The 18,984-nt window shown below is 56.8% G+C and carries 38 protein-coding genes; 5 read left to right on the top strand and 33 right to left on the bottom strand.

Annotated features, from left to right (window positions below; all coding sequences use genetic code 11):
• Positions 1 to 28: 28 nt before the first annotated feature.
• From SB822_RS40185 to SB822_RS40170, 4 genes are read right to left on the bottom strand one after another with little or no spacing between them, the layout of a single operon-like run.
• Entirely contained in the window at positions 29 to 226 is a 198-nt protein-coding gene (locus tag SB822_RS40185) for a hypothetical protein (RefSeq protein ID WP_410857281.1), read from the bottom strand.
• Positions 223 to 597 carry an HNH endonuclease signature motif containing protein gene (locus SB822_RS40180; RefSeq protein ID WP_410857280.1) on the bottom strand — a complete coding sequence of 125 codons (375 nt, stop codon included), beginning with the start codon at positions 595 to 597 and terminating at the stop codon, positions 223 to 225. Before SB822_RS40180 ends, SB822_RS40185 begins: the two co-directional genes overlap by 4 nt.
• 1 nt (position 598) lies before the next feature.
• Positions 599 to 949, bottom strand: coding sequence for a hypothetical protein (locus SB822_RS40175; protein WP_410857279.1), 351 nt, complete (start codon positions 947 to 949; stop codon positions 599 to 601).
• Positions 946 to 1,302 carry a hypothetical protein gene (locus SB822_RS40170; RefSeq protein ID WP_410857278.1) on the bottom strand — a complete coding sequence of 119 codons (357 nt, stop codon included), beginning with the start codon at positions 1,300 to 1,302 and terminating at the stop codon, positions 946 to 948. The genes SB822_RS40175 and SB822_RS40170 overlap by 4 nt, the downstream gene beginning before the upstream one ends.
• On the opposite strand from SB822_RS40170, the gene SB822_RS40165 reads away from it, so the two are divergent.
• On the top strand, positions 1,301 to 1,462 hold the full coding sequence (locus SB822_RS40165) for a hypothetical protein (RefSeq protein WP_410857277.1): 162 nt from the start codon (positions 1,301 to 1,303) through the stop codon (positions 1,460 to 1,462). The two genes, SB822_RS40170 and SB822_RS40165, sit on opposite strands and share 2 nt — an antisense overlap.
• A 61-nt stretch (positions 1,463 to 1,523) precedes the next feature.
• On the opposite strand, the gene SB822_RS40160 is transcribed toward SB822_RS40165, so the two are convergent.
• From SB822_RS40160 to SB822_RS40020, 29 genes are all read right to left on the bottom strand, one after another.
• Positions 1,524 to 1,763, bottom strand: a complete 240-nt coding sequence (locus SB822_RS40160; protein WP_410857276.1) for a hypothetical protein — start codon at positions 1,761 to 1,763, stop codon at positions 1,524 to 1,526.
• Positions 1,764 to 1,881: 118 nt separating this feature from the next.
• Positions 1,882 to 2,268 (bottom strand): hypothetical protein, encoded by a 387-nt coding sequence (locus tag SB822_RS40155; RefSeq protein WP_410857275.1) that lies wholly within the window; start codon positions 2,266 to 2,268, stop codon positions 1,882 to 1,884.
• Positions 2,268 to 3,020, bottom strand: coding sequence for an ATP-binding protein (locus SB822_RS40150; RefSeq protein ID WP_410857274.1), 753 nt, complete (start codon positions 3,018 to 3,020; stop codon positions 2,268 to 2,270). Before SB822_RS40150 ends, SB822_RS40155 begins: the two co-directional genes overlap by 1 nt.
• Positions 3,017 to 3,334 (bottom strand): hypothetical protein, encoded by a 318-nt coding sequence (locus tag SB822_RS40145; RefSeq protein WP_410857273.1) that lies wholly within the window; start codon positions 3,332 to 3,334, stop codon positions 3,017 to 3,019. The genes SB822_RS40150 and SB822_RS40145 overlap by 4 nt, the downstream gene beginning before the upstream one ends.
• A 451-nt stretch (positions 3,335 to 3,785) precedes the next feature.
• Positions 3,786 to 4,979: a DNA-directed RNA polymerase gene (locus SB822_RS40140; protein WP_410857272.1), complete on the bottom strand. Its 1,194-nt coding sequence runs from the start codon at positions 4,977 to 4,979 to the stop codon at positions 3,786 to 3,788.
• A gap of 79 nt (positions 4,980 to 5,058) precedes the next feature.
• The gene (locus SB822_RS40135) at positions 5,059 to 5,313 is read right to left on the bottom strand and encodes a hypothetical protein (RefSeq protein ID WP_410857271.1); all 255 of its coding nucleotides are present in this window, start codon (positions 5,311 to 5,313) and stop codon (positions 5,059 to 5,061) included.
• The gene (locus tag SB822_RS40130; RefSeq protein WP_410857270.1) at positions 5,310 to 5,528 is read right to left on the bottom strand and encodes a hypothetical protein; all 219 of its coding nucleotides are present in this window, start codon (positions 5,526 to 5,528) and stop codon (positions 5,310 to 5,312) included. The genes SB822_RS40135 and SB822_RS40130 overlap by 4 nt, the downstream gene beginning before the upstream one ends.
• A gap of 211 nt (positions 5,529 to 5,739) precedes the next feature.
• A complete protein-coding gene (locus tag SB822_RS40125; RefSeq protein WP_410857269.1) occupies positions 5,740 to 6,342 on the bottom strand; it encodes a helix-turn-helix domain-containing protein in 603 nt (200 codons plus the stop codon).
• Positions 6,339 to 6,473 carry a hypothetical protein gene (locus SB822_RS40120; protein ID WP_410857268.1) on the bottom strand — a complete coding sequence of 45 codons (135 nt, stop codon included), beginning with the start codon at positions 6,471 to 6,473 and terminating at the stop codon, positions 6,339 to 6,341. The genes SB822_RS40125 and SB822_RS40120 overlap by 4 nt, the downstream gene beginning before the upstream one ends.
• A 1-nt stretch (position 6,474) precedes the next feature.
• Positions 6,475 to 6,783, bottom strand: coding sequence for a hypothetical protein (locus SB822_RS40115; protein WP_410857267.1), 309 nt, complete (start codon positions 6,781 to 6,783; stop codon positions 6,475 to 6,477).
• Positions 6,780 to 7,427: an AAA family ATPase gene (locus SB822_RS40110; protein ID WP_410857266.1), complete on the bottom strand. Its 648-nt coding sequence runs from the start codon at positions 7,425 to 7,427 to the stop codon at positions 6,780 to 6,782. Before SB822_RS40110 ends, SB822_RS40115 begins: the two co-directional genes overlap by 4 nt.
• Positions 7,428 to 7,729: 302 nt before the next feature.
• Positions 7,730 to 8,554 carry a hypothetical protein gene (locus tag SB822_RS40105; RefSeq protein WP_410857265.1) on the bottom strand — a complete coding sequence of 275 codons (825 nt, stop codon included), beginning with the start codon at positions 8,552 to 8,554 and terminating at the stop codon, positions 7,730 to 7,732.
• Between the two features lies 1 nt (position 8,555).
• Entirely contained in the window at positions 8,556 to 8,786 is a 231-nt protein-coding gene (locus tag SB822_RS40100; RefSeq protein ID WP_410857264.1) for a hypothetical protein, read from the bottom strand.
• Complete coding sequence (locus SB822_RS40095; protein ID WP_410857263.1) at positions 8,783 to 9,001, bottom strand: hypothetical protein; 219 nt, start codon at positions 8,999 to 9,001, stop codon at positions 8,783 to 8,785. The genes SB822_RS40100 and SB822_RS40095 overlap by 4 nt, the downstream gene beginning before the upstream one ends.
• A gap of 2 nt (positions 9,002 to 9,003) precedes the next feature.
• The gene (locus SB822_RS40090; protein WP_410857262.1) at positions 9,004 to 9,183 is read right to left on the bottom strand and encodes a hypothetical protein; all 180 of its coding nucleotides are present in this window, start codon (positions 9,181 to 9,183) and stop codon (positions 9,004 to 9,006) included.
• Positions 9,183 to 9,572 (bottom strand): hypothetical protein, encoded by a 390-nt coding sequence (locus SB822_RS40085; protein WP_410857261.1) that lies wholly within the window; start codon positions 9,570 to 9,572, stop codon positions 9,183 to 9,185. The genes SB822_RS40090 and SB822_RS40085 overlap by 1 nt, the downstream gene beginning before the upstream one ends.
• The gene (locus SB822_RS40080) at positions 9,569 to 9,715 is read right to left on the bottom strand and encodes a hypothetical protein (RefSeq protein WP_410857260.1); all 147 of its coding nucleotides are present in this window, start codon (positions 9,713 to 9,715) and stop codon (positions 9,569 to 9,571) included. The genes SB822_RS40085 and SB822_RS40080 overlap by 4 nt, the downstream gene beginning before the upstream one ends.
• Positions 9,712 to 10,044 (bottom strand): DUF4326 domain-containing protein, encoded by a 333-nt coding sequence (locus SB822_RS40075; protein ID WP_410857259.1) that lies wholly within the window; start codon positions 10,042 to 10,044, stop codon positions 9,712 to 9,714. The genes SB822_RS40080 and SB822_RS40075 overlap by 4 nt, the downstream gene beginning before the upstream one ends.
• On the bottom strand, positions 10,034 to 10,402 hold the full coding sequence (locus SB822_RS40070) for a hypothetical protein (RefSeq protein WP_410857258.1): 369 nt from the start codon (positions 10,400 to 10,402) through the stop codon (positions 10,034 to 10,036). The genes SB822_RS40075 and SB822_RS40070 overlap by 11 nt, the downstream gene beginning before the upstream one ends.
• 15 nt (positions 10,403 to 10,417) lie before the next feature.
• A complete protein-coding gene (locus tag SB822_RS40065) occupies positions 10,418 to 10,660 on the bottom strand; it encodes a hypothetical protein (protein ID WP_410857257.1) in 243 nt (80 codons plus the stop codon).
• A 13-nt stretch (positions 10,661 to 10,673) separates the two neighbouring features.
• Positions 10,674 to 10,970 (bottom strand): hypothetical protein, encoded by a 297-nt coding sequence (locus SB822_RS40060; RefSeq protein WP_410857256.1) that lies wholly within the window; start codon positions 10,968 to 10,970, stop codon positions 10,674 to 10,676.
• A gap of 71 nt (positions 10,971 to 11,041) precedes the next feature.
• Positions 11,042 to 11,353 (bottom strand): hypothetical protein, encoded by a 312-nt coding sequence (locus tag SB822_RS40055; RefSeq protein WP_410857255.1) that lies wholly within the window; start codon positions 11,351 to 11,353, stop codon positions 11,042 to 11,044.
• Positions 11,354 to 11,372: 19 nt separating this feature from the next.
• The gene (locus SB822_RS40050) at positions 11,373 to 11,906 is read right to left on the bottom strand and encodes a hypothetical protein (RefSeq protein ID WP_410857254.1); all 534 of its coding nucleotides are present in this window, start codon (positions 11,904 to 11,906) and stop codon (positions 11,373 to 11,375) included.
• A 150-nt stretch (positions 11,907 to 12,056) separates the two neighbouring features.
• The gene (locus SB822_RS40045; protein ID WP_410857253.1) at positions 12,057 to 12,461 is read right to left on the bottom strand and encodes a hypothetical protein; all 405 of its coding nucleotides are present in this window, start codon (positions 12,459 to 12,461) and stop codon (positions 12,057 to 12,059) included.
• Between the two features lie 122 nt (positions 12,462 to 12,583).
• Positions 12,584 to 12,916: a hypothetical protein gene (locus tag SB822_RS40040; protein ID WP_410857252.1), complete on the bottom strand. Its 333-nt coding sequence runs from the start codon at positions 12,914 to 12,916 to the stop codon at positions 12,584 to 12,586.
• Between the two features lie 80 nt (positions 12,917 to 12,996).
• Positions 12,997 to 13,326, bottom strand: a complete 330-nt coding sequence (locus SB822_RS40035) for a hypothetical protein (protein ID WP_410857251.1) — start codon at positions 13,324 to 13,326, stop codon at positions 12,997 to 12,999.
• An 11-nt stretch (positions 13,327 to 13,337) separates the two neighbouring features.
• Entirely contained in the window at positions 13,338 to 13,562 is a 225-nt protein-coding gene (locus tag SB822_RS40030; protein ID WP_410857250.1) for a hypothetical protein, read from the bottom strand.
• A gap of 2 nt (positions 13,563 to 13,564) precedes the next feature.
• Complete coding sequence (locus tag SB822_RS40025; protein ID WP_410857249.1) at positions 13,565 to 13,783, bottom strand: hypothetical protein; 219 nt, start codon at positions 13,781 to 13,783, stop codon at positions 13,565 to 13,567.
• A 144-nt stretch (positions 13,784 to 13,927) separates the two neighbouring features.
• Positions 13,928 to 14,254 (bottom strand): hypothetical protein, encoded by a 327-nt coding sequence (locus tag SB822_RS40020; protein ID WP_410857248.1) that lies wholly within the window; start codon positions 14,252 to 14,254, stop codon positions 13,928 to 13,930.
• An 837-nt stretch (positions 14,255 to 15,091) separates the two neighbouring features.
• Here SB822_RS40020 and SB822_RS40015 point away from each other — a divergent pair.
• The 4 genes from SB822_RS40015 (at position 15,092) to SB822_RS40000 (ending at position 18,983) form a co-directional block, all read left to right on the top strand.
• Positions 15,092 to 15,913, top strand: a complete 822-nt coding sequence (locus tag SB822_RS40015; protein ID WP_410857247.1) for a Gp49 family protein — start codon at positions 15,092 to 15,094, stop codon at positions 15,911 to 15,913.
• 80 nt (positions 15,914 to 15,993) lie between these two features.
• Complete coding sequence (locus SB822_RS40010) at positions 15,994 to 16,671, top strand: hypothetical protein (RefSeq protein WP_410857246.1); 678 nt, start codon at positions 15,994 to 15,996, stop codon at positions 16,669 to 16,671.
• On the top strand, positions 16,671 to 18,272 hold the full coding sequence (locus SB822_RS40005; RefSeq protein WP_410857245.1) for a hypothetical protein: 1,602 nt from the start codon (positions 16,671 to 16,673) through the stop codon (positions 18,270 to 18,272). Before SB822_RS40010 ends, SB822_RS40005 begins: the two co-directional genes overlap by 1 nt.
• 6 nt (positions 18,273 to 18,278) lie before the next feature.
• A complete protein-coding gene (locus SB822_RS40000; RefSeq protein ID WP_410857244.1) occupies positions 18,279 to 18,983 on the top strand; it encodes a hypothetical protein in 705 nt (234 codons plus the stop codon).
• Position 18,984 lies beyond the last annotated feature (1 nt).

The raw sequence follows: 18,984 nt of genomic DNA, 5'->3' as shown, positions 1-18,984 counted from the left end.
GCCAGGTGTTCGTCAGACCAACTGTGGGTTAGCGCACATTGGCGGCAGCAGTTACCGCATCACGCAGGGTGTCACCTTTGAACTCACGGCCATGATCATCTGTGATCTGCCAGAAGTGGACGAGGCTTGCAGTTCGCGTGTCCGGTATGTCAGTCCAGCCGGACAGACGCTCAATGCGGATGTTGGGGTTCAACTCCAACCAGTTCATCAGTTCAGTGTCGTTCATGCTGCCTTCTTGAAAGGAATGACGGTGGCAGCCCGTGCAACTCTCCTTCTCTGGTTCCGCAGGTGCGAGACCAGTTCGAGATGTGTCGGGTTGCAGCACAGCCGGTGATTGCACAGGTGATCGATCTGCTTCTTGCCGGGGATGTAGCCGAAGTAATGCGTGTAGACCACGAGATGCACGGCCACTGTCTGGGCATTCAGGGACATGCGGCCGTAGCCGCCGCCCTTGCCTTCGCCGCTCGTCGGTCCCTGCCAGATGTGGCAGGGTGACGGCTTGCCATCGAGGATGAAGCCACGGTCCTCAACGAGTACCCGCTCCATGATCCGGTCCAGGATCGAGGCACGGCGATCGAGAATGTCTGCCGTCTTCATGTCAGCAGGAACAGCTGAAGAAGTTGCCGCGATCCGTTTGCGGGATCTCGATGTCAAGGAACGCGGCGAGCTTGTCCCAGAACACCGGGTCGGTGCTCTCGCCTTCGAAGGTGCCGCCACGTATGAGGTAGTCACCCCAACGGTTGCTATCATCTTCGGTAGGCAAATGCGTCATCGCTGTCTCGATCAGCTCTTCGGCGGTGATGCCACCTCGACGGTTATACGTGTCGTCTTCCGCCCGCGCACTGAGGTTCGCGGCATAGCCCTTGATCCACTCGTATGCCAGTGCCTGCGGATCACCACACATGCGGCGAGCGTCATGCTCTTCGATGGGGTACGGGTGATCCATCATTCCCCCTTTTTGAAGTCCGGGTGATCCCAGACATGGCGCAGTGAAGTGATCATGCGCGGGTAGACGACGAGCCAGAAGCGCTGGCCTTCCGTCACGAACTTGTTGTTCGGTAGGAACGGATCGACCTTGCCCAGTGCCTTGACGTGGACTACTTCGCCTGCGAACTGGCGCTCACCGGCCTGGTATGCCTTGCCCTTGTAGATGCCGATGTCATCGTTCGGGCGAAGACGCTCGCCGGCTGTGATTGGCTCGACAGCCAGATGGATGGCGTCTCGTGCCTCGGGCTTGAAGTGGATCATGCCCAGCGTTTCGAGGGCGTCGGTTGCTACCGCACGTTTGTCTGCGTTGCTCATGTTAGTCGGTGATGTAAGTCAGGAGTTGATCGGGGCTGAGGAACACGACGATGCGTTTCAGCTCATCGAGCGTGATCTTCGGCCCGGTGCTGTCGCCTTCGGCATTGGAGCCAAGGACAAGACCTTTACCCGTCCAGGCCGCTTCCTCGCCAGGCTTTAATCTCGGCCAGCGTGTATTTACGCTCTTCGCTCACTCCTTCTCCTCTCGCCATTGGCGACGATCAATCCCTTTCCCAAAACCGCTCGAATGTTGCAAGTGGCAGGTTAGACGGCGGGCAGTTCGGCTTAAAGTAGCCTTCGAGCCACGCTTCGTGGATCTTCGCCTTGTCGCCGCCAGTGAGCCAGTTGATCATCAGCCACATTTCCTCGATGGCTTCGTAAGTGTCCCGGCCGTTCTCGATCAGGTCCGTGCCTCGGAACGTTCCATCATCGTTTGTAACGTGTCTGTAACTGCCTGCCATATATTTTCCCCCGCGCCCAAGCGCACATCAATTGCCCGCAGTCTGCGGCGCGTCTACCATTCACGGTTGTGCTCGACTTCCGTGATGGTCTTGGCCATCGGATCAATCAGGAATGCTTTCATAGGTCACTCACGTCCCCGGCGAGGAGCTTGTCTTTCGTCAGCATGTCTAGCGGACTGTCCCCGCCGTTGTAATAGATGCAGGTGTACGGTGTGATGGAGCCTTTTTCGATGTCGTACGCGTACTTGCACATCAGCGCTTCAAAGTCAGCCTGCGACTCTCCCCGCTGTGCCCTTGTAGGGCCGAGGGACAGACCGTAGAAGTTTTCCCGTTCACGCAGGGGCTTCTCGTAGTTGAAGTCGACGTACACCAGTTCGCCTGAGTAGCCGACACGAACGCCGGTCTTCAGCTCCCACTGGTTCTCGTTACCGGCTTCGCGTTCCTCTTCATCGACCTTGTTCTTGAGCACGGCGATGAAGCCACATTGTTTGACAGTGCTGCTCATCAGATGTCTCGCATGAAGTGTTGATGGACGGCGGAGTTGAGCAGGCGGATGCCGATGCCCAGTTCCTTGTTCTGCTTCTCCAGCACTGCAGCGATCGCCTTCGAGGCCACGCCGTCGTTCGTGTTGGGATACAGCCCCTTGTAGCGCTGGTAGAGCTCCAGCTTCGGGATCACCTTGCGCAGCTCGGACACGGGCACTTCCTCCGTGCTGAACACGAGCGGCACACGTCCGACGAATTCACGACGCAGGCCCACTTCCTTCAGCGCTGTCATGTCGACGATGCGCTGGTTGCTGTAGGCGCCGGCGAAGATGAACAGGCTGTTATCAATCCGCACGGGCTCATACTTGCCGTAGTCGGTAAATATTGAGGTGTACTTACCTTCAAGGGCCGTCAAAAACTCGTCCTGGACCATTGAACGGAAACCTTCGGTGGTTTCACCGTTGCGCTGAAAGAGCTTGTCGAACTCATCCACGAAGATGATGTTCGGCTCGTTCCAGTGTTCACGCAGCTTGCGCAGCGCCTTGGACAGCGAGTTGCCCGACAGGCCTTCGGCTGTCAGACCGGCGGCATTCACTTCGAGAAACGGCAGGCGCCGCTCCTGGGCAATCTGGTTGACCAGGTACGACTTGCCCGAGCCGCTCGGCCCGGTCAGATGGAAGTGCGGACGGATCAGGCCCTCGCTCTCGGCGAAGATGTTGATCACGTGCGAGATCTGCCGGACAACACGTTCCTGCTGCGGAAAGATGATCATTGGTGTACCCCGGTGTTCCAGAGTTGTTCGAGTTCATTGAGCCAGCGCAGGCGGTAGGCCTGCATGTTCTGCTGGGTGGTGTCGTTCACGCTTACGCCCGCCACGTTGCACAGCCAGGATTCGAGATACTTGTACTCACCCAGACGGGAGAGAATCATCGCCCGTGCACGGTAGCAATCCTCGGCTTCAACGCCGGCACGGTCACGTGCAGCCATCAGGGCGTAGCACAGGAAGCGCTCCTGTCCGTCTGCCATCTTCGGGTTGATGCCATCCCACACGAACTGCCGCGCTGCTGCAAACGGATTGATGCTCATCTCTTTTTCCTGGCTCCTTGGCCTCATGTTCTCGGCCCGCAAGTGAAAACGGCCCACCGATCGGGTGAGCCGCTTATGGAATTCTGAGGGGTTGCTCACCCCCAAGAAAAAATACCTGTTGACATCGGTATTTCTTACGTCCCACATGCAAGGCAGGAGCGAATTCTAACTAAATACCGACTAAAGAGTAAACAGTTGTAAAGAGGTTTGTTAGATATATATTTGGTGTAACGGTAGCGCTAAAATTGTGCTATGACAAAGGTTTATCGTGGTGAATTGGTGTTCCATCAGGATAAGTTGAGTGAGGCAGTCGGACTTACCGACCGGCAGCAAAATCAGGCAGTTAGGCTATTGCAAACGTTGTGTCAGGTGTAACTGCATGTAAATTCCGGCCTATTCCTCTGCGGAATCCACGGATTGATGTGGATTCCGCACAACACTATTCGCCCTTTCAGGACAATGCGTAGTTTGACTCCATGACCTCTTCCCACAGGGTGTCATCGGCCTTGCCGCACTCGACCTGGCGGCCGACCAGCTGGCTCAGCAGGAAGTCCAGCAGGCTGCTCTTCGCGATCAGCATCAGCTGGCGGTTGTACTGCTCGCGCAGGTCATTGGCGTAGTTCGGCAGGCAGCGGAAGCAGTCGTGGATCGTCATGATCTGGAACGGCTTCGCCGGCAGGCTGTTGAGCAGCTCACGGATCTCGACGGCATCGACCAGATCGATGTTGTCCACACGCAGGTGATCGAGAATACGGGCCGACAGGTAGCCGCTGGCCTTGAAGTAGTTCCACAACTTCAGGACCAGTTCGTCATCCTCGTCGGTGCCCGCCTCGCCCACACCATCCAGTGCATTCCAGACCCGTTGCACAACAGTTGTGTCGTAATTACAACGGCGGTTCATCTCCCTGACGATCATGCCGTCGATGGAGTGAATCGTATTCGCACCGAGGCTGCGACCTTCTGCCACAGGGGCATTCACGGTGCGGAACGTATCGAACGGCTCATTGAGAAAGTGCACCGTTTCCTTCACCTGGCTCATGACCTTGACGTGCACGTGGAAGTTGTCCGGGAGCACCCAGCTGTTGCACAGCGCCTCCGGATTCCAGATGTCGAGGAACGCCTCGTTGAGCTCCCATGCGGCCGGTGCCAGCGCTTTCATCGTGGCGTAGAAGATCGACAGCAGCGGGCCTTCGCCGAAGACCTCCTTGGGCACCGCCTTGGAGCCATAGAGGGAGGTCATGATGGCCTGCTTGGTGTCCTCACGCTTGATCTTGCCCTCTTCCCCGATGGCATCGACCATGGCCGTGTAGACGCCCGTGTACGCATCTTCCCGGCGGCCCGTGTTGATCACGTTGCACAGTGCGGCCGCGCTGCGGTCACCTGTCAATGCGGCGAGGATCTGCAGGCCCGAGCTGGTCGCATCGAGCGAGACCGGGTAGCCAGTGGCAATGCCCTGCATGGCCTTCTCGTATGCCTTCACGCCTGCGTAGAACAGGGCCGGTGTCTCGGCGGTGGCCAGCATCTCGTGCAGGCAGTCCTTGTGCTGCTCGAACCAGGCAAGGCGGACATCCCAGTCCTTCTTGTCCAGGCCGTAGTTGGAAGCGATGTCGATCATCAGGTACTGCATACCGGTGAACTTCTGCATGATGGGCTCCTTGAAATTGCCGGTTTAGAAATGAAAAAAGCCACCATGAAAGGTGGCTTTTGTACGACGAATGCTTTTGTTACTGGCCGAAGATTCGACGCTGGGTCTCGAGGTGCCGATCCCAGACTTCCTTGCTCTCCTCGTCCATTTCGTCATAGCCGACGATGCGAGCATTGACGATGGCGGGGGCTGGTGCCAAAGCACGTAGCGCAGCCTGATAGCCTGCGATGAAGCTGGGCCGGGCGTGCAGTCCTGGCATGCCCACGATGAGCTTCTGCTCGGCGAGGTAGGCTTCCCATGCCTCGATGGCGGCTGATTCCTTTTCCTGGCTCACTGCTTCTCCAGCCTGCGTATCCGCTCTTCGTGCCGGTCGAAGTTTTCCCACTGGGCGGCGATGGCCTCCTGCATGTTGAGCAGCTGCTTTTCAACGGCCGTCAGCCGTGCCTTGACCTGCACGAGCTCACCGTGCAGCCGGTCTTCCATGGCGTCCACTTTGGCCAGTACCTGGTCCAGCTTCACCAGGATGAGGTTCTTCGGTTCATCGCTCATAAGTTGTTCACAGGGTAGTCCACCGGATCTGTGGATAACTCCAGCCTAATCCAGTGTCTTGTTAACGTAAACATCTCTCTCGTTAGGGTGTCATGGGTGACACCTGTTGCCTATGAATAGGTGTCCTGGATGAAACCTTTCCATCATTGGAAGGTGTCTCCCACGATACGTGTCACGGGTGACACCTATTGATTGGTGTCACAGCTGACACCTATTCAGTCTTGCGGGCCTGCACTTCCTCCAGCCGCTTGCGCAGCCGGTCACGGGAAGCCGGATCCAGCTTGTCCATGTTCTCCAGCACGCTCTGCATGTTGATCTGACTGGACTGGTCGTTGAACTGGTTGAAGTGCACCGTCATGTTCTCGATGTTGATGATCTTGGCGCCCTTGAAGTCGCCCGTCATCATCACGTGCCTGAGCTCGGCTACCGCACTGCGGACACCATCGGGCACGTAATCCCACGTGGCGTCGGCCATGGGACGGCCCTTGTCGTCGGTAATGCCGATCTTCTCCCGCAGCGTGTAGACGTTCTTCCGCCCTTCCCTGGCTCGGGTGATGTAGCTCATCTCCTCCAGTGTGTCGAGCTCACGCAGCACCTGCGACTTGGACAGGCCGGACTTCTCCATGATCGTTTCGATCGAGGGGAATGCCCTGCCCGTCTTGAAGTTCGTGTGGCTCTTGATGATGGCGTAGATCATGAAGGCGTTGCCGCCCATCTTCGCTGCATCCCCGCTGTCGACCATGGACCGGAACATGTGAAACCACGTGGTCTCGGCCTGGAACAGATCGAACTGCTGTTCTTCTTCGGCCGTCATATGCCCTCTTCCTGTGCGTCGCTCCAGCCCTGCTGCCAGTCATGCCAATCAGGGGAAAGCGGCGTGTACGGGTTGTCCGTCAAGTCCAGACCCTCGTCGAATGCGATACGGCCTGCGGCATACGCATCCATGTCAGATCCCTTCCTTCTTACGGCGGGCCAGCTCCCGCCGGGTGCCTTCCACCATCACCTCGGACATCGGAATGTCCGTGAGTTTCATGTACTCGCGTAGCTGCTCGTACAGATCCTTGGGCACATTGACCGACATTTTCTCGGTCGATGGTTTCACGCGAAACATTGGACGGGCTTCTGTAACGGTCGTCACGTGATCTGTGGTTTTCGTTACGGGATCCGGATTGACTACTGCCGAGCCACCAGGGGCTTTCTCGGCCATCTTCTGCACGAAGTCCGGCACGGGTGCGAATTCCCTCTTCTGGCTCATGCGAAGACCCTCCCGTACAGTTCCAGCAGCTCGTCCTGTGCTTTCTCGGTATCCCGGCTGCGCTTCATCTCGGTGACGCCACGGCCTTCAGCAGCGGCCCAGCTGAAGGCATTGCGCTTGACGATCTTGTGCGGCTTGAGGCCGAACACCTCCTCCAGCTTCTCGAACTCCGTCTCGAGGTTGGCCGTGAGCGTGCTGCGATCGTCCGATGAGATCTTGTTCATGACAGGGATCACCTTGAAGGTTTTCCCGCTGGCGTGCATCTCACGGATCATGGTGGACATGGCCGTGAGCGACCAGACGTCGAACTGCCCCGCTTCGGCAGGCACCACCAGCACGTCACAGGCGCCGACGGCGTAGATCAGTTCCGGTGAGTTCTTCCCGCCGACATCGACGATGACGGTATCGTGGGCATCCCGCTCGGCCATCAGGTCCGAGTAGATCGCACCTGTCATCTTGGCCAGCAGGATGTTGGGCGTGACTTCCTTGTGGCGGCGGAGCATCCCCCACATGTAGCCGTACTCATCCGTGTCGGCGTCGATGAACTTGACGGCGTGGCCCTGTGAAGCCCGGTGGGCTGCCAGGTTGGTGGCGATGGTGGTCTTCCCCACCCCGCCTTTGCGTGTTGCAACGGCAATGAGCATGCACAGACTCCTGAATATGATTAGGTTGGTCTGTGCGTAAACTAGCCTGGGCACGGGAGAACTTCAAGTGCTACATGAAGCGGTATGGATAACCATACGTCCATACGTGAATATGGCCATCCATACGTCCATACATCAGACGGGACGACGAACCTCGTTGATGGGATCCCAGCGATAGCGTGGGACAGGTAGGGGTTGGGTAGCGTGCAGCTGTACCAGACAGTCAGCACACAGGCCGATCTGTCCGACTTCCAGCACGTCCCCGCAGTGGTCACACTGCTCCTGCATGTCTGCGAGTGTGGTCATTGCACCACCTCCGCATCCACAAACTCGATCACGGCTTTATTCCAAGGTGTTCCCTGGTAATTCGCATGATGTCCCTGACAGTACGTTCGACCACGCTTGTCGTACTTGTGGGTGAAGTAGAACTCATTCCCCTCAGCAAGGAGCGTGCTGATGACATCACGAGCAGTGCGGTCGTATTTATCGAAGGCCCTAACTCGTCGATCGAACTCTTCTCGGGATTCGCCTTCCTTGGGCTTGTCAAGATTCCTCCACTGGTTCTTGATCATGGTGGCCGTGTCGAGGTTGATGGTGAACTTCACACGGTTCATGCGGTTAACATGGTCGAGACAGACATCATCGTCATGATGGTTGTGCTTGAGGATGATGCTGCCGCCCGTGAGCAGGTAGCCCGACATGGCGTTGTGCTTCACTTCCTTTGGCTCAACGACCATCGGCAGCGGATACTGGAAGCGGTCCAGCTCGGCCTGCACGTCGGCACTGATCGTGAACTTCACGATGAAGATGCGGAGAGCAGGGGACCAGTCCAGCAGATCCGCCATCGCACACTGCAGCAGCAGGTCGGCACATTCCTGGCTGGTCTTCGTGAGGTAGCGCAGGCAGCCGATCATGGTCGGCAGATCCGCACGTTTGTGGAGGGCCATCTGGGCCAGCAGCTCGATAACGAAGTCACCGGGAATGGCCTTGCTCTCGGCATATGCACGGAAGTTCACTTCCTTGCAGCCCTCGAACTCGGCCCGGATGCGTTGCATGAGCTGATTCTTGCTGAAGAGACGCTCGAGCTCGATCTGATGGTCCTTCTTCGTGTCGACGACTTGTTCCATGTCACTCTCCGAGTTTGCGGGGTATGCACCGGCGAACGGTGGTTACGAGCTGATAGCCCAGGTATTCCATCACCAGCTCGAGGGTCTCGATCTTGGTGTTGTGCTTCAGGTCGAGGATCCGGTCGATCTCCTTGGGTGCCAGGCCTGTCATGCGGCCCAGCTGTGCCTTGGAGAGACCCTGAATGATCAGCTGCTCGTAGATGAGCGCCTTGGCATCCCTGGCGAGACTCACACGTACCCCAGCTCTTCGAATTGCGTGATCTTCTTCACGAGACGCACAGTCGGGTGCACACCCGGCTTCTTGTTGCGCTCTTCCAGCCATGCCTTGGCTTCTTCTCGCGTCTCGAAGGACTTGATCGGCCGGTTGCCTTCGCTCATGAGCACCAGTTCTTCCTGGTTCAGCGGGTTGGCATTGAACAGATCCTTCTGCATCTGGATGGACAGCATGTTTATTTCTCCGATACTTCGTCGAGGTGCTTCAGCTCGCTTTCGCAGGCGTCACAGTTAGCGTTATCGAAAATGCCAGAGACTTCCCATTGCTGGGTCTCGAAGCACCAGCGGACAGCGGCATCCTTGCTTACGTCCTCGCTGCCGCAGTTGGGGCAGCACATGCGCAACTTGCCGGCCATCAGAATGTCCCCCAGAACTTGGGTTTGTGGATCCCGTCTTCCATGTGCTGCTTCCACGCTTCATCGAACAGCAGGTTGCTCGATGCCCACATGAACATGAAGGACATGTCCTCGTCTTTCAGACCAGCCAGGCCGCAGCCGATGCGGGTGACCTTGAACGTCAACTCCGGATGGCCCTTGGCATACGCCAGGAAGCCCTTCACGTAAGCGCGAATGGTTTCCTTGGGCAGCGTCTCGATGTTCTGGTCCTTGGTGGGAATGGCGAACGAGTCACCGTAGTGGCCATAGCCCATGCCCCAGCGTGCACCGTGCTTCTTGTACGCTTCGAGTGCTGCGCCGGCGCCATGGCGTCCAGCTTCATTGCTGCCGAATACGAAAATGGATTTCAACTGTCTTCCCCCTCGCGCTCGATGCGCTCCTGTTCTGTCGCTGCGTCGTTCATGAGCTGCGAGAACTGTTGTGTGGTCAGGCCATAGTGCTTCGCCTGTTCTTCGATGATGGGATCAAGCCAGCAGTGATAGTCGTCGTTCATGTGTTGGCCTCGATGGCTTTCTGGATTACCTGGATGATGATGTCGCCATGACAGGCCTTGGGTGAACAGAAACACTCAAGACAAACGGGCTGAGCGGTGTCATCCATGACCAGACCTGCAATACGCTCCAGTTCAGCAACGACTGCGGGCTCACCCGCTTCAAGTTGCTGGTACAGCCACTGTTCATACTGCTGGATAGCCTGCTCTCTGGTACGCCCATCCTCGATCGGAAACGGATTACCGAGAGGAGAAGGGCGGCCAATGTAAACATAGCGACGGTTGGGCCAATGTCCGTGATACTTGTTGGTGGTTCGAATCTCATTCAGCATGTCTTCTGGCCCACTTGATACGTTGCAGATTCTGGTGACATGTGCGTGTGTCTGCTTCGTGATTGAATTCATTCAATGAATCATTGAATGGATGCAGACCGTCCATGTAACGACTACGAAACTGTCCGTACATCTCACTACGTATTGCCTGGTATTCATCACCCAACAAGTTCATGCCGACGGACAGAGCCCATATACGCAGGTTGCCGCACAGTCCCCTGTTGCGATGGAAGATGATGCGTTCAGGTGCACCGTCATCAATCCATGCGGTGTACGCACGGTAGAACTGGGTGAGGAGCTCCGACTGTTCAGTCGGTAAGGGCTCCTGAAAGTATTCCTTGAGCGGCGTCGATTGCATCTTTGCTCCTATCGGTTATTCGTCATCCCAGTTGCAATCAGCAACAGAGTGCTCGTTGCCATCCTCGTCGAGGACGACCATCTCACCGTCTGCACCTCGCTGGGTCTTTGAGTCATCCCAGTACATGTCGGAACCACCTGCGTAGTCAGGCTCCAGCTTGCCGTCAACAAGGTTCCAGCCATTCACGACGGCACAGCCCGGTACGTGTTCCAGTGTGCCGATGATGCGTTTGCCATTAGGCGCCTTGAGTTGTTTCATGTCCTCTCCTGGCTCACCAGTCGTACTGTGGCAGCTCGTCGATCGCATCGCCGACCGAGTCGAACCGCACCCATTCGTGACCATTGGCCTTGGCCCAGTTGCGCAGCGTGTTTACGTTGTCGCTCATGTGGCCCGGATCGTCGCCTTGATTGAAATAGGCGAAGTAGCCTTCCGCGTACTCGGCGCAGATATTCACGCCAGTGAGGTCCGCATTGAACTGGGACATGTTGCTCAATTCGTTGCGGGTTTCGAGCGTGAGATGGGCTGTGGACAGGACAGGAATAGTCATTGTCCAGATGTTTTTGATCATGTTCTTCTCCTTGGCTCAACGAGACGCGAGGGATTGGCGCAGCGACAGCGCAGCCAATCACGAGTCACATTTCAGTGGTGGGTAATGCGGATCTCAGGCTTGACAGGATCATTCGCGGCCGGTGCCTCGAACTTCTTCCAGCGCTCGACCTTGGGAACAGGACATCGTTGCTGGATCACGCGCACAATGCGCTCAGCGATCGTCCTTTCTGCCGTGTTCAATCGTTCGAACCCCCTGCCACTGCGCACATCGCACATGGCAAGCGGATAGTGGGTGGGTAGGGCATAGAAGGCCTGATACAGCTTGATGATCTCTTCGTCCATCATCTGCTGCTCGGTCATCTGCAATACTCGAAGCACTTCCTTTGAGTCCGGATTGGACATGGGTTTTCCCCTTCTTATTTCATAGGCAGGCCTGCTTGAACGTATCGACGAACGTCGACATGGCCTGTTGTTGGTCGTCAAACGCGATGTTGAAACTGGGAATCCCATACAACGATGCGAGACGGACGGCATTGCCTGTACCACCTTGAGCTGTGCGCTGCTCAGCCCAGTAAGCGACGAACTTCACGGGATCGTTGAGCTCCGGTCCCAGGATGATGGAGACGTTGCGCATCATCAGCTTGCGGCCGCCATCACTGAGCCTGTCCCAGCCCGGATGGGTGACTCGGGCCACGGTCACCAGGGCATCCGTGTTCGGGCTGACATGAAAGCCTTCACCGCCCCCGTTGTTGAAACGGTTCCATGGCAGGTAGATCTCCCGCATCTGTGGCCGGTGACGGCAGGCCCATGCCTGGTCAGCGCCCTGTGCGTGTCCCGAGCGGATCATCCATCCCTGGCTGTCGAGCTGCGCGCCGACATTGGCCATCATCATGCAGACGTCGGATGGTGTTTGGCGCGGTCCGATACCCGCATATTTGAGTGCCGTAATGCCCATGAATGGCTATCCCGTAGTGTTTAGTGCGTCTTCGTCTGAATAGCCCCGAATCGGTCAACTTGACCTTTAGAAGTTGGGCCTATCCATTAGAATTAAGTTTGAGGAGCCAGATTGTAGCCTGGCTCCTCGTGAAAGTGTTTACGCCCCGATTTAGGCGAACTGCAGCTTCGCAGCGAACTTGTTGGTCGCATCGACAGCCACCGGCTTCTCTTCCTTGACGCGGCGAACCTGCGCCTGGAGCGTGAACACCATGTCTTCGCCCGGTTGCAGCTTGTTCGCCGCCGACATGATCTGATCGAGCAGATCGTTGCGTGCAGCCTGCAGCTGGGCGAACTCCTCGTTGCTGGAGTTGGTCTTCAGACGTTCCATGGTGTCCAGCGGAATGCCGACCGGCAGCGAGACGAACACGTCGTCCTTGCCCTCTTCGGGCTTGGCCGTGCCTTCAGCGACGAAGCCGAGGTTCAGCCAGAACTGCGCCTTCGGTGCTTCAGCGCCGTTGGCCTTTGCGTTGCCATTGCCCTTGTTTGCGAACTGGAGTGCGAAATCGATTGCCATGATGAGTGTCCTCAAAGATATGTCGAGAGATTGAAAGGAAAAGCAGAGAGGTTGGATCGCACGGATCATTGACCATGCGAACCCAACCAAAAGCGCCGCAGGCGCAATATCAGATGAACAACTCAGGCGTTCAGGAACTGGCGAAAGCCCTTGAGTGCCATTGCCCTGTTCGGGCATTCAATGGACAGCCCAACTTCGCCATTGCTGAAGTCGACCCAGTAGCGCCAGGTTGACTTGCCAGCAAGCCGGACGATGCCAGCCTTGACTATGTGACGCTTGCCGAATATGCCTTTCGGCCCTGTGTGCCACAGGCCTTGGTGCCTGGGCAGTTCACCAGTGACACTGGCGAGAGCTGCCTTCTTCAAAATGGCATGCGGAGCATCCAGGTGCGTGTACCGGGTGCCGGATACCGTTGGCGGCATTTCGCCGGAAAAGGGTAGAAAACCGAGAGCCATGATTATTCCTTTTGGTTCAGTGAGTTAACAGGCCTGCGGCCGGATGATCAGTTCAAGTTCGGCCAGCAATTCGTCAATGGTCATGCCGCTTCTCCGAAGTAGCGCTGGATCAATGCCTTGCGCCATTTGTTGGAACGGATCACAGCGTTCATGTGGCCGACGATCGATTCCCGCTCGATCTCCTCCAATGCGCTGAGCTTGAGCAGGACGAACTCGTCAGTCATGGATGGGATCTGGCTGTAAACGCCATTCAGTGCACGGATGGCCCGTGTCCGGATGGCACCGACATCGCTGTCATCCCGTGCTTCCAGCAAAGCTTCCCGCACGTTGTTCATCAGCGTCTCCGTGCTGGACAGGAGTTCAGCTACGAGAACCGGATGGTGATTGATGGTGCTGGGCAATGCGCTCATGAATGGTCTCCTCAGAGTTCGATTTCATTGATCTCTGCGATCTCACGGGCTGCAGCAGCCACGATGGATCGCTCATCCCGGCAGGACAGCCGGATGTAGTTACGGTCGTCCTGCTCGCAGTATTTCCAGAGGTAATTCAGGCCAGTGCGTGCATCGGCTGCATGCCGCCAGTCACGAACCTCGGACTGGATACGTGCACGGGCGCGAGCAATAACGAGGTCATGACAGACGATCATGATCAGATCCTGAAGTAGCGTTGATTGATGGAATCGACGTGAAGCATCCAGGCCAGAGCCAGGAAGATGAGACCCGTGAGGTAAGCCCAGATGTCGCTCCAGGCTTTGTAGAAGGGCATGAGATACATGTCCTGTGCACAGCCATAGCCGATCAGGGCAATGCCCAGAATCAGGCACGAAGTGATCAGGATGCATTCGATGGTGATCCGGGATTTGTCCATGGTCTTTCCTCAAAGATATATCTAATAGCTATTGGAAAAAAGGACAGATGGAGAATTCCTAACAAGTAGGAATTTCCTATCTATCCTTTGTGTCTATCTTAGATGTAAGTTTTGGGTGTGGATTTCTCCACACCCTTTCGAGTCTTATGCAGCTTTTCGTTTTGCGAGTACAGCTGCAATACGATCGAAGTTACTTTGATACAACCTCTGGTGTTCAGGACTTTTGTCCATGAACTCTTTCAGCTTGATATGACGTTGCGTATCTTCCATTGCAACTTCTTCCTGGAGTCGTGTTTCAAACGATTCCATATCGACCAGACTACGGATTTCCTGCTTCTCAGCAGCATCCGATACATACTTGTCCAGCATGTTCACTGCCTTGATACCACTACCTAGCACAGTCGAAGCAGCTACGGCTGCATTGCTTACTGTGTCGAACACCGTACCGATCGTCATGCGTGCTGTTGCCATGTCATGCTCCTTAACGTTAAGTGGCTGATATGCCAGCAGCGCCGCAGGCGCCGTGTACTGTGTATAGAGCCGGGGTATGAGTACCACCCTCCGTTCGATGACCGGGGGGGTGTACCTGTGTATGGTGGCCTGACGGCCCCCTACCTGCTGTGAGAAGTAACTATGAACATCTGCCAAACCCGATCTGCCTAAATTTTGAGCAGCACCATCCCTATACAGAGATAAGTTTGAGGTGGGGTGGGTTCGTACCCACATGCAACTAACCGTCTCTTTCCCCTGGCTCAAGGGGTAAACGTCCAGCGCTGGCCTGCAAAAATATTGGCCAGAACCGGATTCTATTAGAGATAAGTTGAAGGTCAGTTCGAAATGAACGGCACTGAGCCTGGGTTCAGCAGAGGGTGAGCGGGGGAGAGTTGCTGCAGAGGAGGAAGAAACCCTGGGTGAAACCGGATCACTGACCCAGCCAGGCCTGGGGTTGCATCACTGTCTGGGCACTGAGCAGGCTCAGTGAAGGAGGTCGACAGCTGCAACTGTGGAAGTTATTGGCCCCACTGTCCACTGGGGTCAGACGAAGCATCGCAAGAAGAAGCAAGCAAGGCACCCTCAATCCACACCCGGCATGGCAACCAGATGCGAGTCCAGGTTAACACAAAGACTGATTCGTATACAGAATTTGGTGTTCCTCCCCCTTCCTGTTGTGAAACAACCATAGCTTTCGCCCTCCCATTCCCATATGGAATAGAGCCGGAATCAAAATACTGTAGACGAATCCTAACATAGACTTTAGACTGCGTTTAGTCCAATTGTGGACTACCGCACAGACGGAGATCGAAAAAGATGAATGCACCCATTACGGAAGCCCAGCTGCAAGCCGCCGCCGTTGCTCCCCGCGTGACTCTCGACCAGGTGATGGCTGCGATCGAAGGGGAGAGCTACACGCTGCTGCCCGACGGCACGACCACCATCGCCCAGCTGTCGATGGCCAACGGCCGCTTCAGCGCGGTGGGCAAGTCGAGCTGCGTGAGCAAGGACAACTTCAACCCGGACACTGGCCGCGAGCTGGCGAAGAAGGATGCCGTCGGTCAGATCTGGCCGCTGCTGGGTTTCTCCCTGGCTCAGAAGCTGGCAATGATCGACGCCGCAGGGCCGGCGACCGGGGCGATTGTCACCAAGCTCGGCGCACGGCCGCTGACCTATGTCGGCACGAAGGTGGTCCGTGCGGTGCCGATGAACCGTCTGACGTACAACGAGCTGCGTGGCTGGACAGTGCCGGCAGATGAGAATCCGGACGATGCCGGCTACCTCGTCGAGTACGTCGATGGTGGCAAGCCGAACGTCGAAGGGTTCACTGGCTACATCTCGTGGTCCCCTAAAGACGTGTTCGAGTGTGCATATACACTCGGCGCGGAGCCGAAGCCGACCACGTTCCTGGACCGCCTGAAGGTTGAGGCTGAAGAACTTGAAGCGAAGTGGGGCAAGCTGCGCCTCTTCATCGCCACGCCTGAGTTCTCCAACCTGAACAGTCTGGAGCAGAAGGATCTGAAGGAGCAGGCCGACCACATGGAAGATTACCTGTGGGTGCTCAAGCGCCGGATCAAGCGGGCGACCTCGGTAGCAGCTGAAACCAGCCCGGTAGCACTCGGCCACCCCGTCAAGTAATACAACGTATTACGGCAGATTCCCAACGCTCGGGAATCTGTCTTTTGACATTATTCCGATACTGTCAAGAAAGGAACTCCATGCTGACCAAGGAAATCGTTGAGCGGGCGGTGCCCGCCAACCTCAAGAGTGCAATTACACAGTCACTCGTCGACAACGTGAACAACGCCACGGCGGACCCGCTCATTGCCGAGCAGATCCGCAACAACTTCGTCTCGTACGTCGGCGTGCTGAAGGACGGCAAGTTCAAGACCGAGGACTACCTCAGTGCCGTCTGTTACGTCAGCTACAAGCTGATGGGCGACTCGAACCGCGATGCCTACTTCAAGACGTTCCCGCAGCGCTACCAGCTGCTGCTGCAAAAGGGAACCAGTGAGAAAGACATCAGCTCGTACGTGTCGGCCTACAACAAGGGCAAGCTGGTCAACCTGATCATGGAGCAGAGCCTGGTGCCTACGTGGGTGCTCAACCAGGACGTCCACCAGCGAGCTATCAACCGGCTGGCCCACCTGATGGATTCGGCCCAGAGTGAGAAGGTGCAGGCTGATGCCGCGATCGGACTGCTCACGCATCTGGCCAAGCCGAAGGAAGCCGGCCCGCTGATCAACATCGACGCGCGTGAGACGAGCGGCATGACCGAGCTGAAAGACCTGCTCGGCAACCTGGCGGCCAAGCAGCTCGAACTGATCCAGGCGGGGGTGACGGCCAAGGAGATCGCAGCGCAGCGGATCGTCGATGTTGACGCGAAGGTGGTCTGATGGCGGCCTCCCTCATCAAGCAGGAGCTCGATGAGTGGCTGGACCAGGTGAGTTATCAGGAACTGAACTCCCCCAGCTACACACCGAGCACCTTTGCCCTGACGTTCATGAACTTCATCAAGCTCGTGAACGGAGAGCAGGGCGAGTCGCACAAGACACCACCCGTACACCTGAAGATGCTGGACAAGGTGGTCGAATCTCCCAGCAGCTACATTGCCAATCTGTGCTTCCGGGGTGCAGCGAAAACGACTCTGTTCATGGAGTATTTTTCACTGTTCCTCGGTGTGTTCGGGTTCATCCCCGGCTTTGGCAAGGTCGAGGGGATGATCTATGTGTCTGACTCGATGGACAACGGCGTCAAGTCCGCACGAAAGAACATTGAGTTCCGGTACAACAACTCTGAGTTCCTGCAGGAGTGGATTCCGAACGCGGTCTTCACGGACAACTACATCGAGTTCCAGAACAAGGAAGGTCACCGCCTGGGCATCAAGATGTTCGGTGCTAAGACTGGCCTGCGGGGGACGAAGATCTTCGGCAAGCGGCCGGTGGTCTGTGTGCTCGATGACCTGGTGTCCGATGACGACTCGAAGTCCAAGGCCGCCATGCAGGCGATCAAGGACACTGTTTACAAGGGGGTGAACCATGCACTCGATCCGACCCGTCGCAAGGTCGTATTTAACGGAACCCCGTTCAATAAGGATGACATCCTTATCGAAGCAGTTGAGTCGGGTGCCTGGGACGTTAACGTATGGCCCGTGTGCGAACGCTTCCCCTGTGAACCCGAAGAGTTCTGTGGCGCCTGGGAGGATCGCTTCACCTACACCTATGTGAAAGAGCAGTACGACATGGCAATGAAGACCGGGAAGCTCTCGGCCTTCATGCAGGAACTGATGCTGCGCATCACGTCGGAAGAGGAGCGGCTGGTCCAGGATGCGGAGATCCGCTGGTACAGCCGGACCAACCTGTTGGAAAACAGGAACACTTTCAACTTCTACATCACGACCGACTTCGCCACGTCAGAAAAACAGACGGCTGACTACTCCGTCATCAGTGTCTGGGCGTACAATTCCAATGGCGACTGGTTCTGGGTCGATGGCATCATCGAACGCCAGAAGATGGACAAGACAGTCGACGACCTGTTCAGACTGGTGCAGTTGTACAAACCGCAGCAGGTAGGCATCGAGATCACGGGACAGCAGGGTGGTTTTGTTTCCTGGCTCCAGCGAGAGCAGATAAACCGGAACATCTGGTTTAACTTCGCCTCGTCGGACAAGAACGGATCCTCCCCTGGCATACGCCCAATCACCGACAAGCTCTCCCGCTTCAATCTGGTAGTTCCTTGGTTCAAGGTGGGGAAATTCTATTTCCCTAGCGAGATGAAGCACAGCGTCCTCATGGGCATCGCCATGGGCCAGCTCAAGCTGGTCACATCAAGCGGCATCAAGGGCAAAGACGACTTTATCGATACCGTGTCCATGCTCGGGTATCTGAAGCCGTGGAAGCCCTCTGACTCCGCACCGGCGACGCCCACGGAAGTGCAGATCTACGAGGAAGAGCATCACGACGCAGAAGTCTCCGGACTCGCTGCCTACATCGTGTGAGGTGAGATGAATATCACGGAACTGTTTGCCGACCTCTCCTTCGGAGAGCTGTCGAGCCTGAACCTCGCCCAGGAAGGCACGGGCATCATTACCGACGCCGGCAAGGAGCGGATCATCCGCTTCGCCAACGAGGGGCTGCTCAAGCTGCACACCCGCTTCATCCTGAAGCAGAACGACGTGCTGGTCGAGATGGTGGAGTGGATCACCAGCTACCACCTGCTGCTGAAGTTCGCCGAGTCGCAGCAGGGCATCTCGCAGCAGCGGCACCTCTACATCAAGGATCTGTGGGAGGAGCCGTTCCAGGAGGACGTGATCCGGATCCTGAACGTGTTCGACAGCAACGGCTGCGAGCTGCCGCTCAATGACGAGGGCAACGAGCACTCGGTGTTCACCCCGCAGGGTGACCTGCTGCAGGTGCCGCACCCCATCGAGGGGATGGCGCTGTCGATCGGCTATCAGGCCAAGCATGTCCCCCTGACGCTGGCCGACCTCACCCAGGAGATCGAGCTGCCGGAAGTCCTGCACCCGGCGCTGCGTGCCTGGGTCGCCTGGCGCGCTTTTGGTCAGGTCAACACTCAGGAGTCCCAGGGGATTGCAGCCGGACATCGGGCGGCATTCGACGACGCCTGTAACGAAGTCACCGCGCAGGATCTGGTGAGTACGAGCCAGTCCCAGACCAATAACCGCTTTCAACGCAACGGGTGGATCTAAC

This window comes from Paraburkholderia sp. SIMBA_054 (assembly GCF_046534875.1).
Lineage (GTDB): Bacteria > Pseudomonadota > Gammaproteobacteria > Burkholderiales > Burkholderiaceae > Paraburkholderia > Paraburkholderia hospita.
This window is presented reverse-complemented; position numbering and strand designations above follow the sequence as displayed.

What these genes read in the sequence shown, in the direction of transcription:
- SB822_RS40000 (WP_410857244.1), top strand. Translation starts at nt 18,279, where the DNA reads ATGAATATCACGGAACTGTTTGCCGACCTCTCCTTCGGAGAGCTGTCG.
- SB822_RS40160 (WP_410857276.1), bottom strand. Translation starts at nt 1,763, where the DNA reads ATGGCAGGCAGTTACAGACACGTTACAAACGATGATGGAACGTTCCGA.
- SB822_RS40040 (WP_410857252.1), bottom strand. Translation starts at nt 12,916, where the DNA reads ATGGCTCTCGGTTTTCTACCCTTTTCCGGCGAAATGCCGCCAACGGTA.
- SB822_RS40150 (WP_410857274.1), bottom strand. Translation starts at nt 3,020, where the DNA reads ATGATCATCTTTCCGCAGCAGGAACGTGTTGTCCGGCAGATCTCGCAC.
- SB822_RS40090 (WP_410857262.1), bottom strand. Translation starts at nt 9,183, where the DNA reads ATGGCCGGCAAGTTGCGCATGTGCTGCCCCAACTGCGGCAGCGAGGAC.
- SB822_RS40130 (WP_410857270.1), bottom strand. Translation starts at nt 5,528, where the DNA reads ATGAGCGATGAACCGAAGAACCTCATCCTGGTGAAGCTGGACCAGGTA.
- SB822_RS40180 (WP_410857280.1), bottom strand. Translation starts at nt 597, where the DNA reads ATGAAGACGGCAGACATTCTCGATCGCCGTGCCTCGATCCTGGACCGG.
- SB822_RS40095 (WP_410857263.1), bottom strand. Translation starts at nt 9,001, where the DNA reads ATGCTGTCCATCCAGATGCAGAAGGATCTGTTCAATGCCAACCCGCTG.
- SB822_RS40175 (WP_410857279.1), bottom strand. Translation starts at nt 949, where the DNA reads ATGATGGATCACCCGTACCCCATCGAAGAGCATGACGCTCGCCGCATG.
- SB822_RS40025 (WP_410857249.1), bottom strand. Translation starts at nt 13,783, where the DNA reads ATGGACAAATCCCGGATCACCATCGAATGCATCCTGATCACTTCGTGC.
- SB822_RS40045 (WP_410857253.1), bottom strand. Translation starts at nt 12,461, where the DNA reads ATGGCAATCGATTTCGCACTCCAGTTCGCAAACAAGGGCAATGGCAAC.
- SB822_RS40050 (WP_410857254.1), bottom strand. Translation starts at nt 11,906, where the DNA reads ATGGGCATTACGGCACTCAAATATGCGGGTATCGGACCGCGCCAAACA.
- SB822_RS40115 (WP_410857267.1), bottom strand. Translation starts at nt 6,783, where the DNA reads ATGAGCCAGAAGAGGGAATTCGCACCCGTGCCGGACTTCGTGCAGAAG.
- SB822_RS40010 (WP_410857246.1), top strand. Translation starts at nt 15,994, where the DNA reads ATGCTGACCAAGGAAATCGTTGAGCGGGCGGTGCCCGCCAACCTCAAG.
- SB822_RS40165 (WP_410857277.1), top strand. Translation starts at nt 1,301, where the DNA reads ATGTTAGTCGGTGATGTAAGTCAGGAGTTGATCGGGGCTGAGGAACAC.
- SB822_RS40060 (WP_410857256.1), bottom strand. Translation starts at nt 10,970, where the DNA reads ATGATCAAAAACATCTGGACAATGACTATTCCTGTCCTGTCCACAGCC.
- SB822_RS40145 (WP_410857273.1), bottom strand. Translation starts at nt 3,334, where the DNA reads ATGAGCATCAATCCGTTTGCAGCAGCGCGGCAGTTCGTGTGGGATGGC.
- SB822_RS40155 (WP_410857275.1), bottom strand. Translation starts at nt 2,268, where the DNA reads ATGAGCAGCACTGTCAAACAATGTGGCTTCATCGCCGTGCTCAAGAAC.
- SB822_RS40105 (WP_410857265.1), bottom strand. Translation starts at nt 8,554, where the DNA reads ATGGAACAAGTCGTCGACACGAAGAAGGACCATCAGATCGAGCTCGAG.
- SB822_RS40075 (WP_410857259.1), bottom strand. Translation starts at nt 10,044, where the DNA reads ATGCTGAATGAGATTCGAACCACCAACAAGTATCACGGACATTGGCCC.
- SB822_RS40110 (WP_410857266.1), bottom strand. Translation starts at nt 7,427, where the DNA reads ATGCTCATTGCCGTTGCAACACGCAAAGGCGGGGTGGGGAAGACCACC.
- SB822_RS40080 (WP_410857260.1), bottom strand. Translation starts at nt 9,715, where the DNA reads ATGAACGACGACTATCACTGCTGGCTTGATCCCATCATCGAAGAACAG.
- SB822_RS40185 (WP_410857281.1), bottom strand. Translation starts at nt 226, where the DNA reads ATGAACGACACTGAACTGATGAACTGGTTGGAGTTGAACCCCAACATC.
- SB822_RS40055 (WP_410857255.1), bottom strand. Translation starts at nt 11,353, where the DNA reads ATGTCCAATCCGGACTCAAAGGAAGTGCTTCGAGTATTGCAGATGACC.
- SB822_RS40140 (WP_410857272.1), bottom strand. Translation starts at nt 4,979, where the DNA reads ATGCAGAAGTTCACCGGTATGCAGTACCTGATGATCGACATCGCTTCC.
- SB822_RS40170 (WP_410857278.1), bottom strand. Translation starts at nt 1,302, where the DNA reads ATGAGCAACGCAGACAAACGTGCGGTAGCAACCGACGCCCTCGAAACG.
- SB822_RS40015 (WP_410857247.1), top strand. Translation starts at nt 15,092, where the DNA reads ATGAATGCACCCATTACGGAAGCCCAGCTGCAAGCCGCCGCCGTTGCT.
- SB822_RS40125 (WP_410857269.1), bottom strand. Translation starts at nt 6,342, where the DNA reads ATGACGGCCGAAGAAGAACAGCAGTTCGATCTGTTCCAGGCCGAGACC.
- SB822_RS40020 (WP_410857248.1), bottom strand. Translation starts at nt 14,254, where the DNA reads ATGGCAACAGCACGCATGACGATCGGTACGGTGTTCGACACAGTAAGC.
- SB822_RS40035 (WP_410857251.1), bottom strand. Translation starts at nt 13,326, where the DNA reads ATGAGCGCATTGCCCAGCACCATCAATCACCATCCGGTTCTCGTAGCT.
- SB822_RS40120 (WP_410857268.1), bottom strand. Translation starts at nt 6,473, where the DNA reads ATGGATGCGTATGCCGCAGGCCGTATCGCATTCGACGAGGGTCTGGAC.
- SB822_RS40070 (WP_410857258.1), bottom strand. Translation starts at nt 10,402, where the DNA reads ATGCAATCGACGCCGCTCAAGGAATACTTTCAGGAGCCCTTACCGACT.
- SB822_RS40030 (WP_410857250.1), bottom strand. Translation starts at nt 13,562, where the DNA reads ATGATCGTCTGTCATGACCTCGTTATTGCTCGCGCCCGTGCACGTATC.
- SB822_RS40065 (WP_410857257.1), bottom strand. Translation starts at nt 10,660, where the DNA reads ATGAAACAACTCAAGGCGCCTAATGGCAAACGCATCATCGGCACACTG.
- SB822_RS40005 (WP_410857245.1), top strand. Translation starts at nt 16,671, where the DNA reads ATGGCGGCCTCCCTCATCAAGCAGGAGCTCGATGAGTGGCTGGACCAG.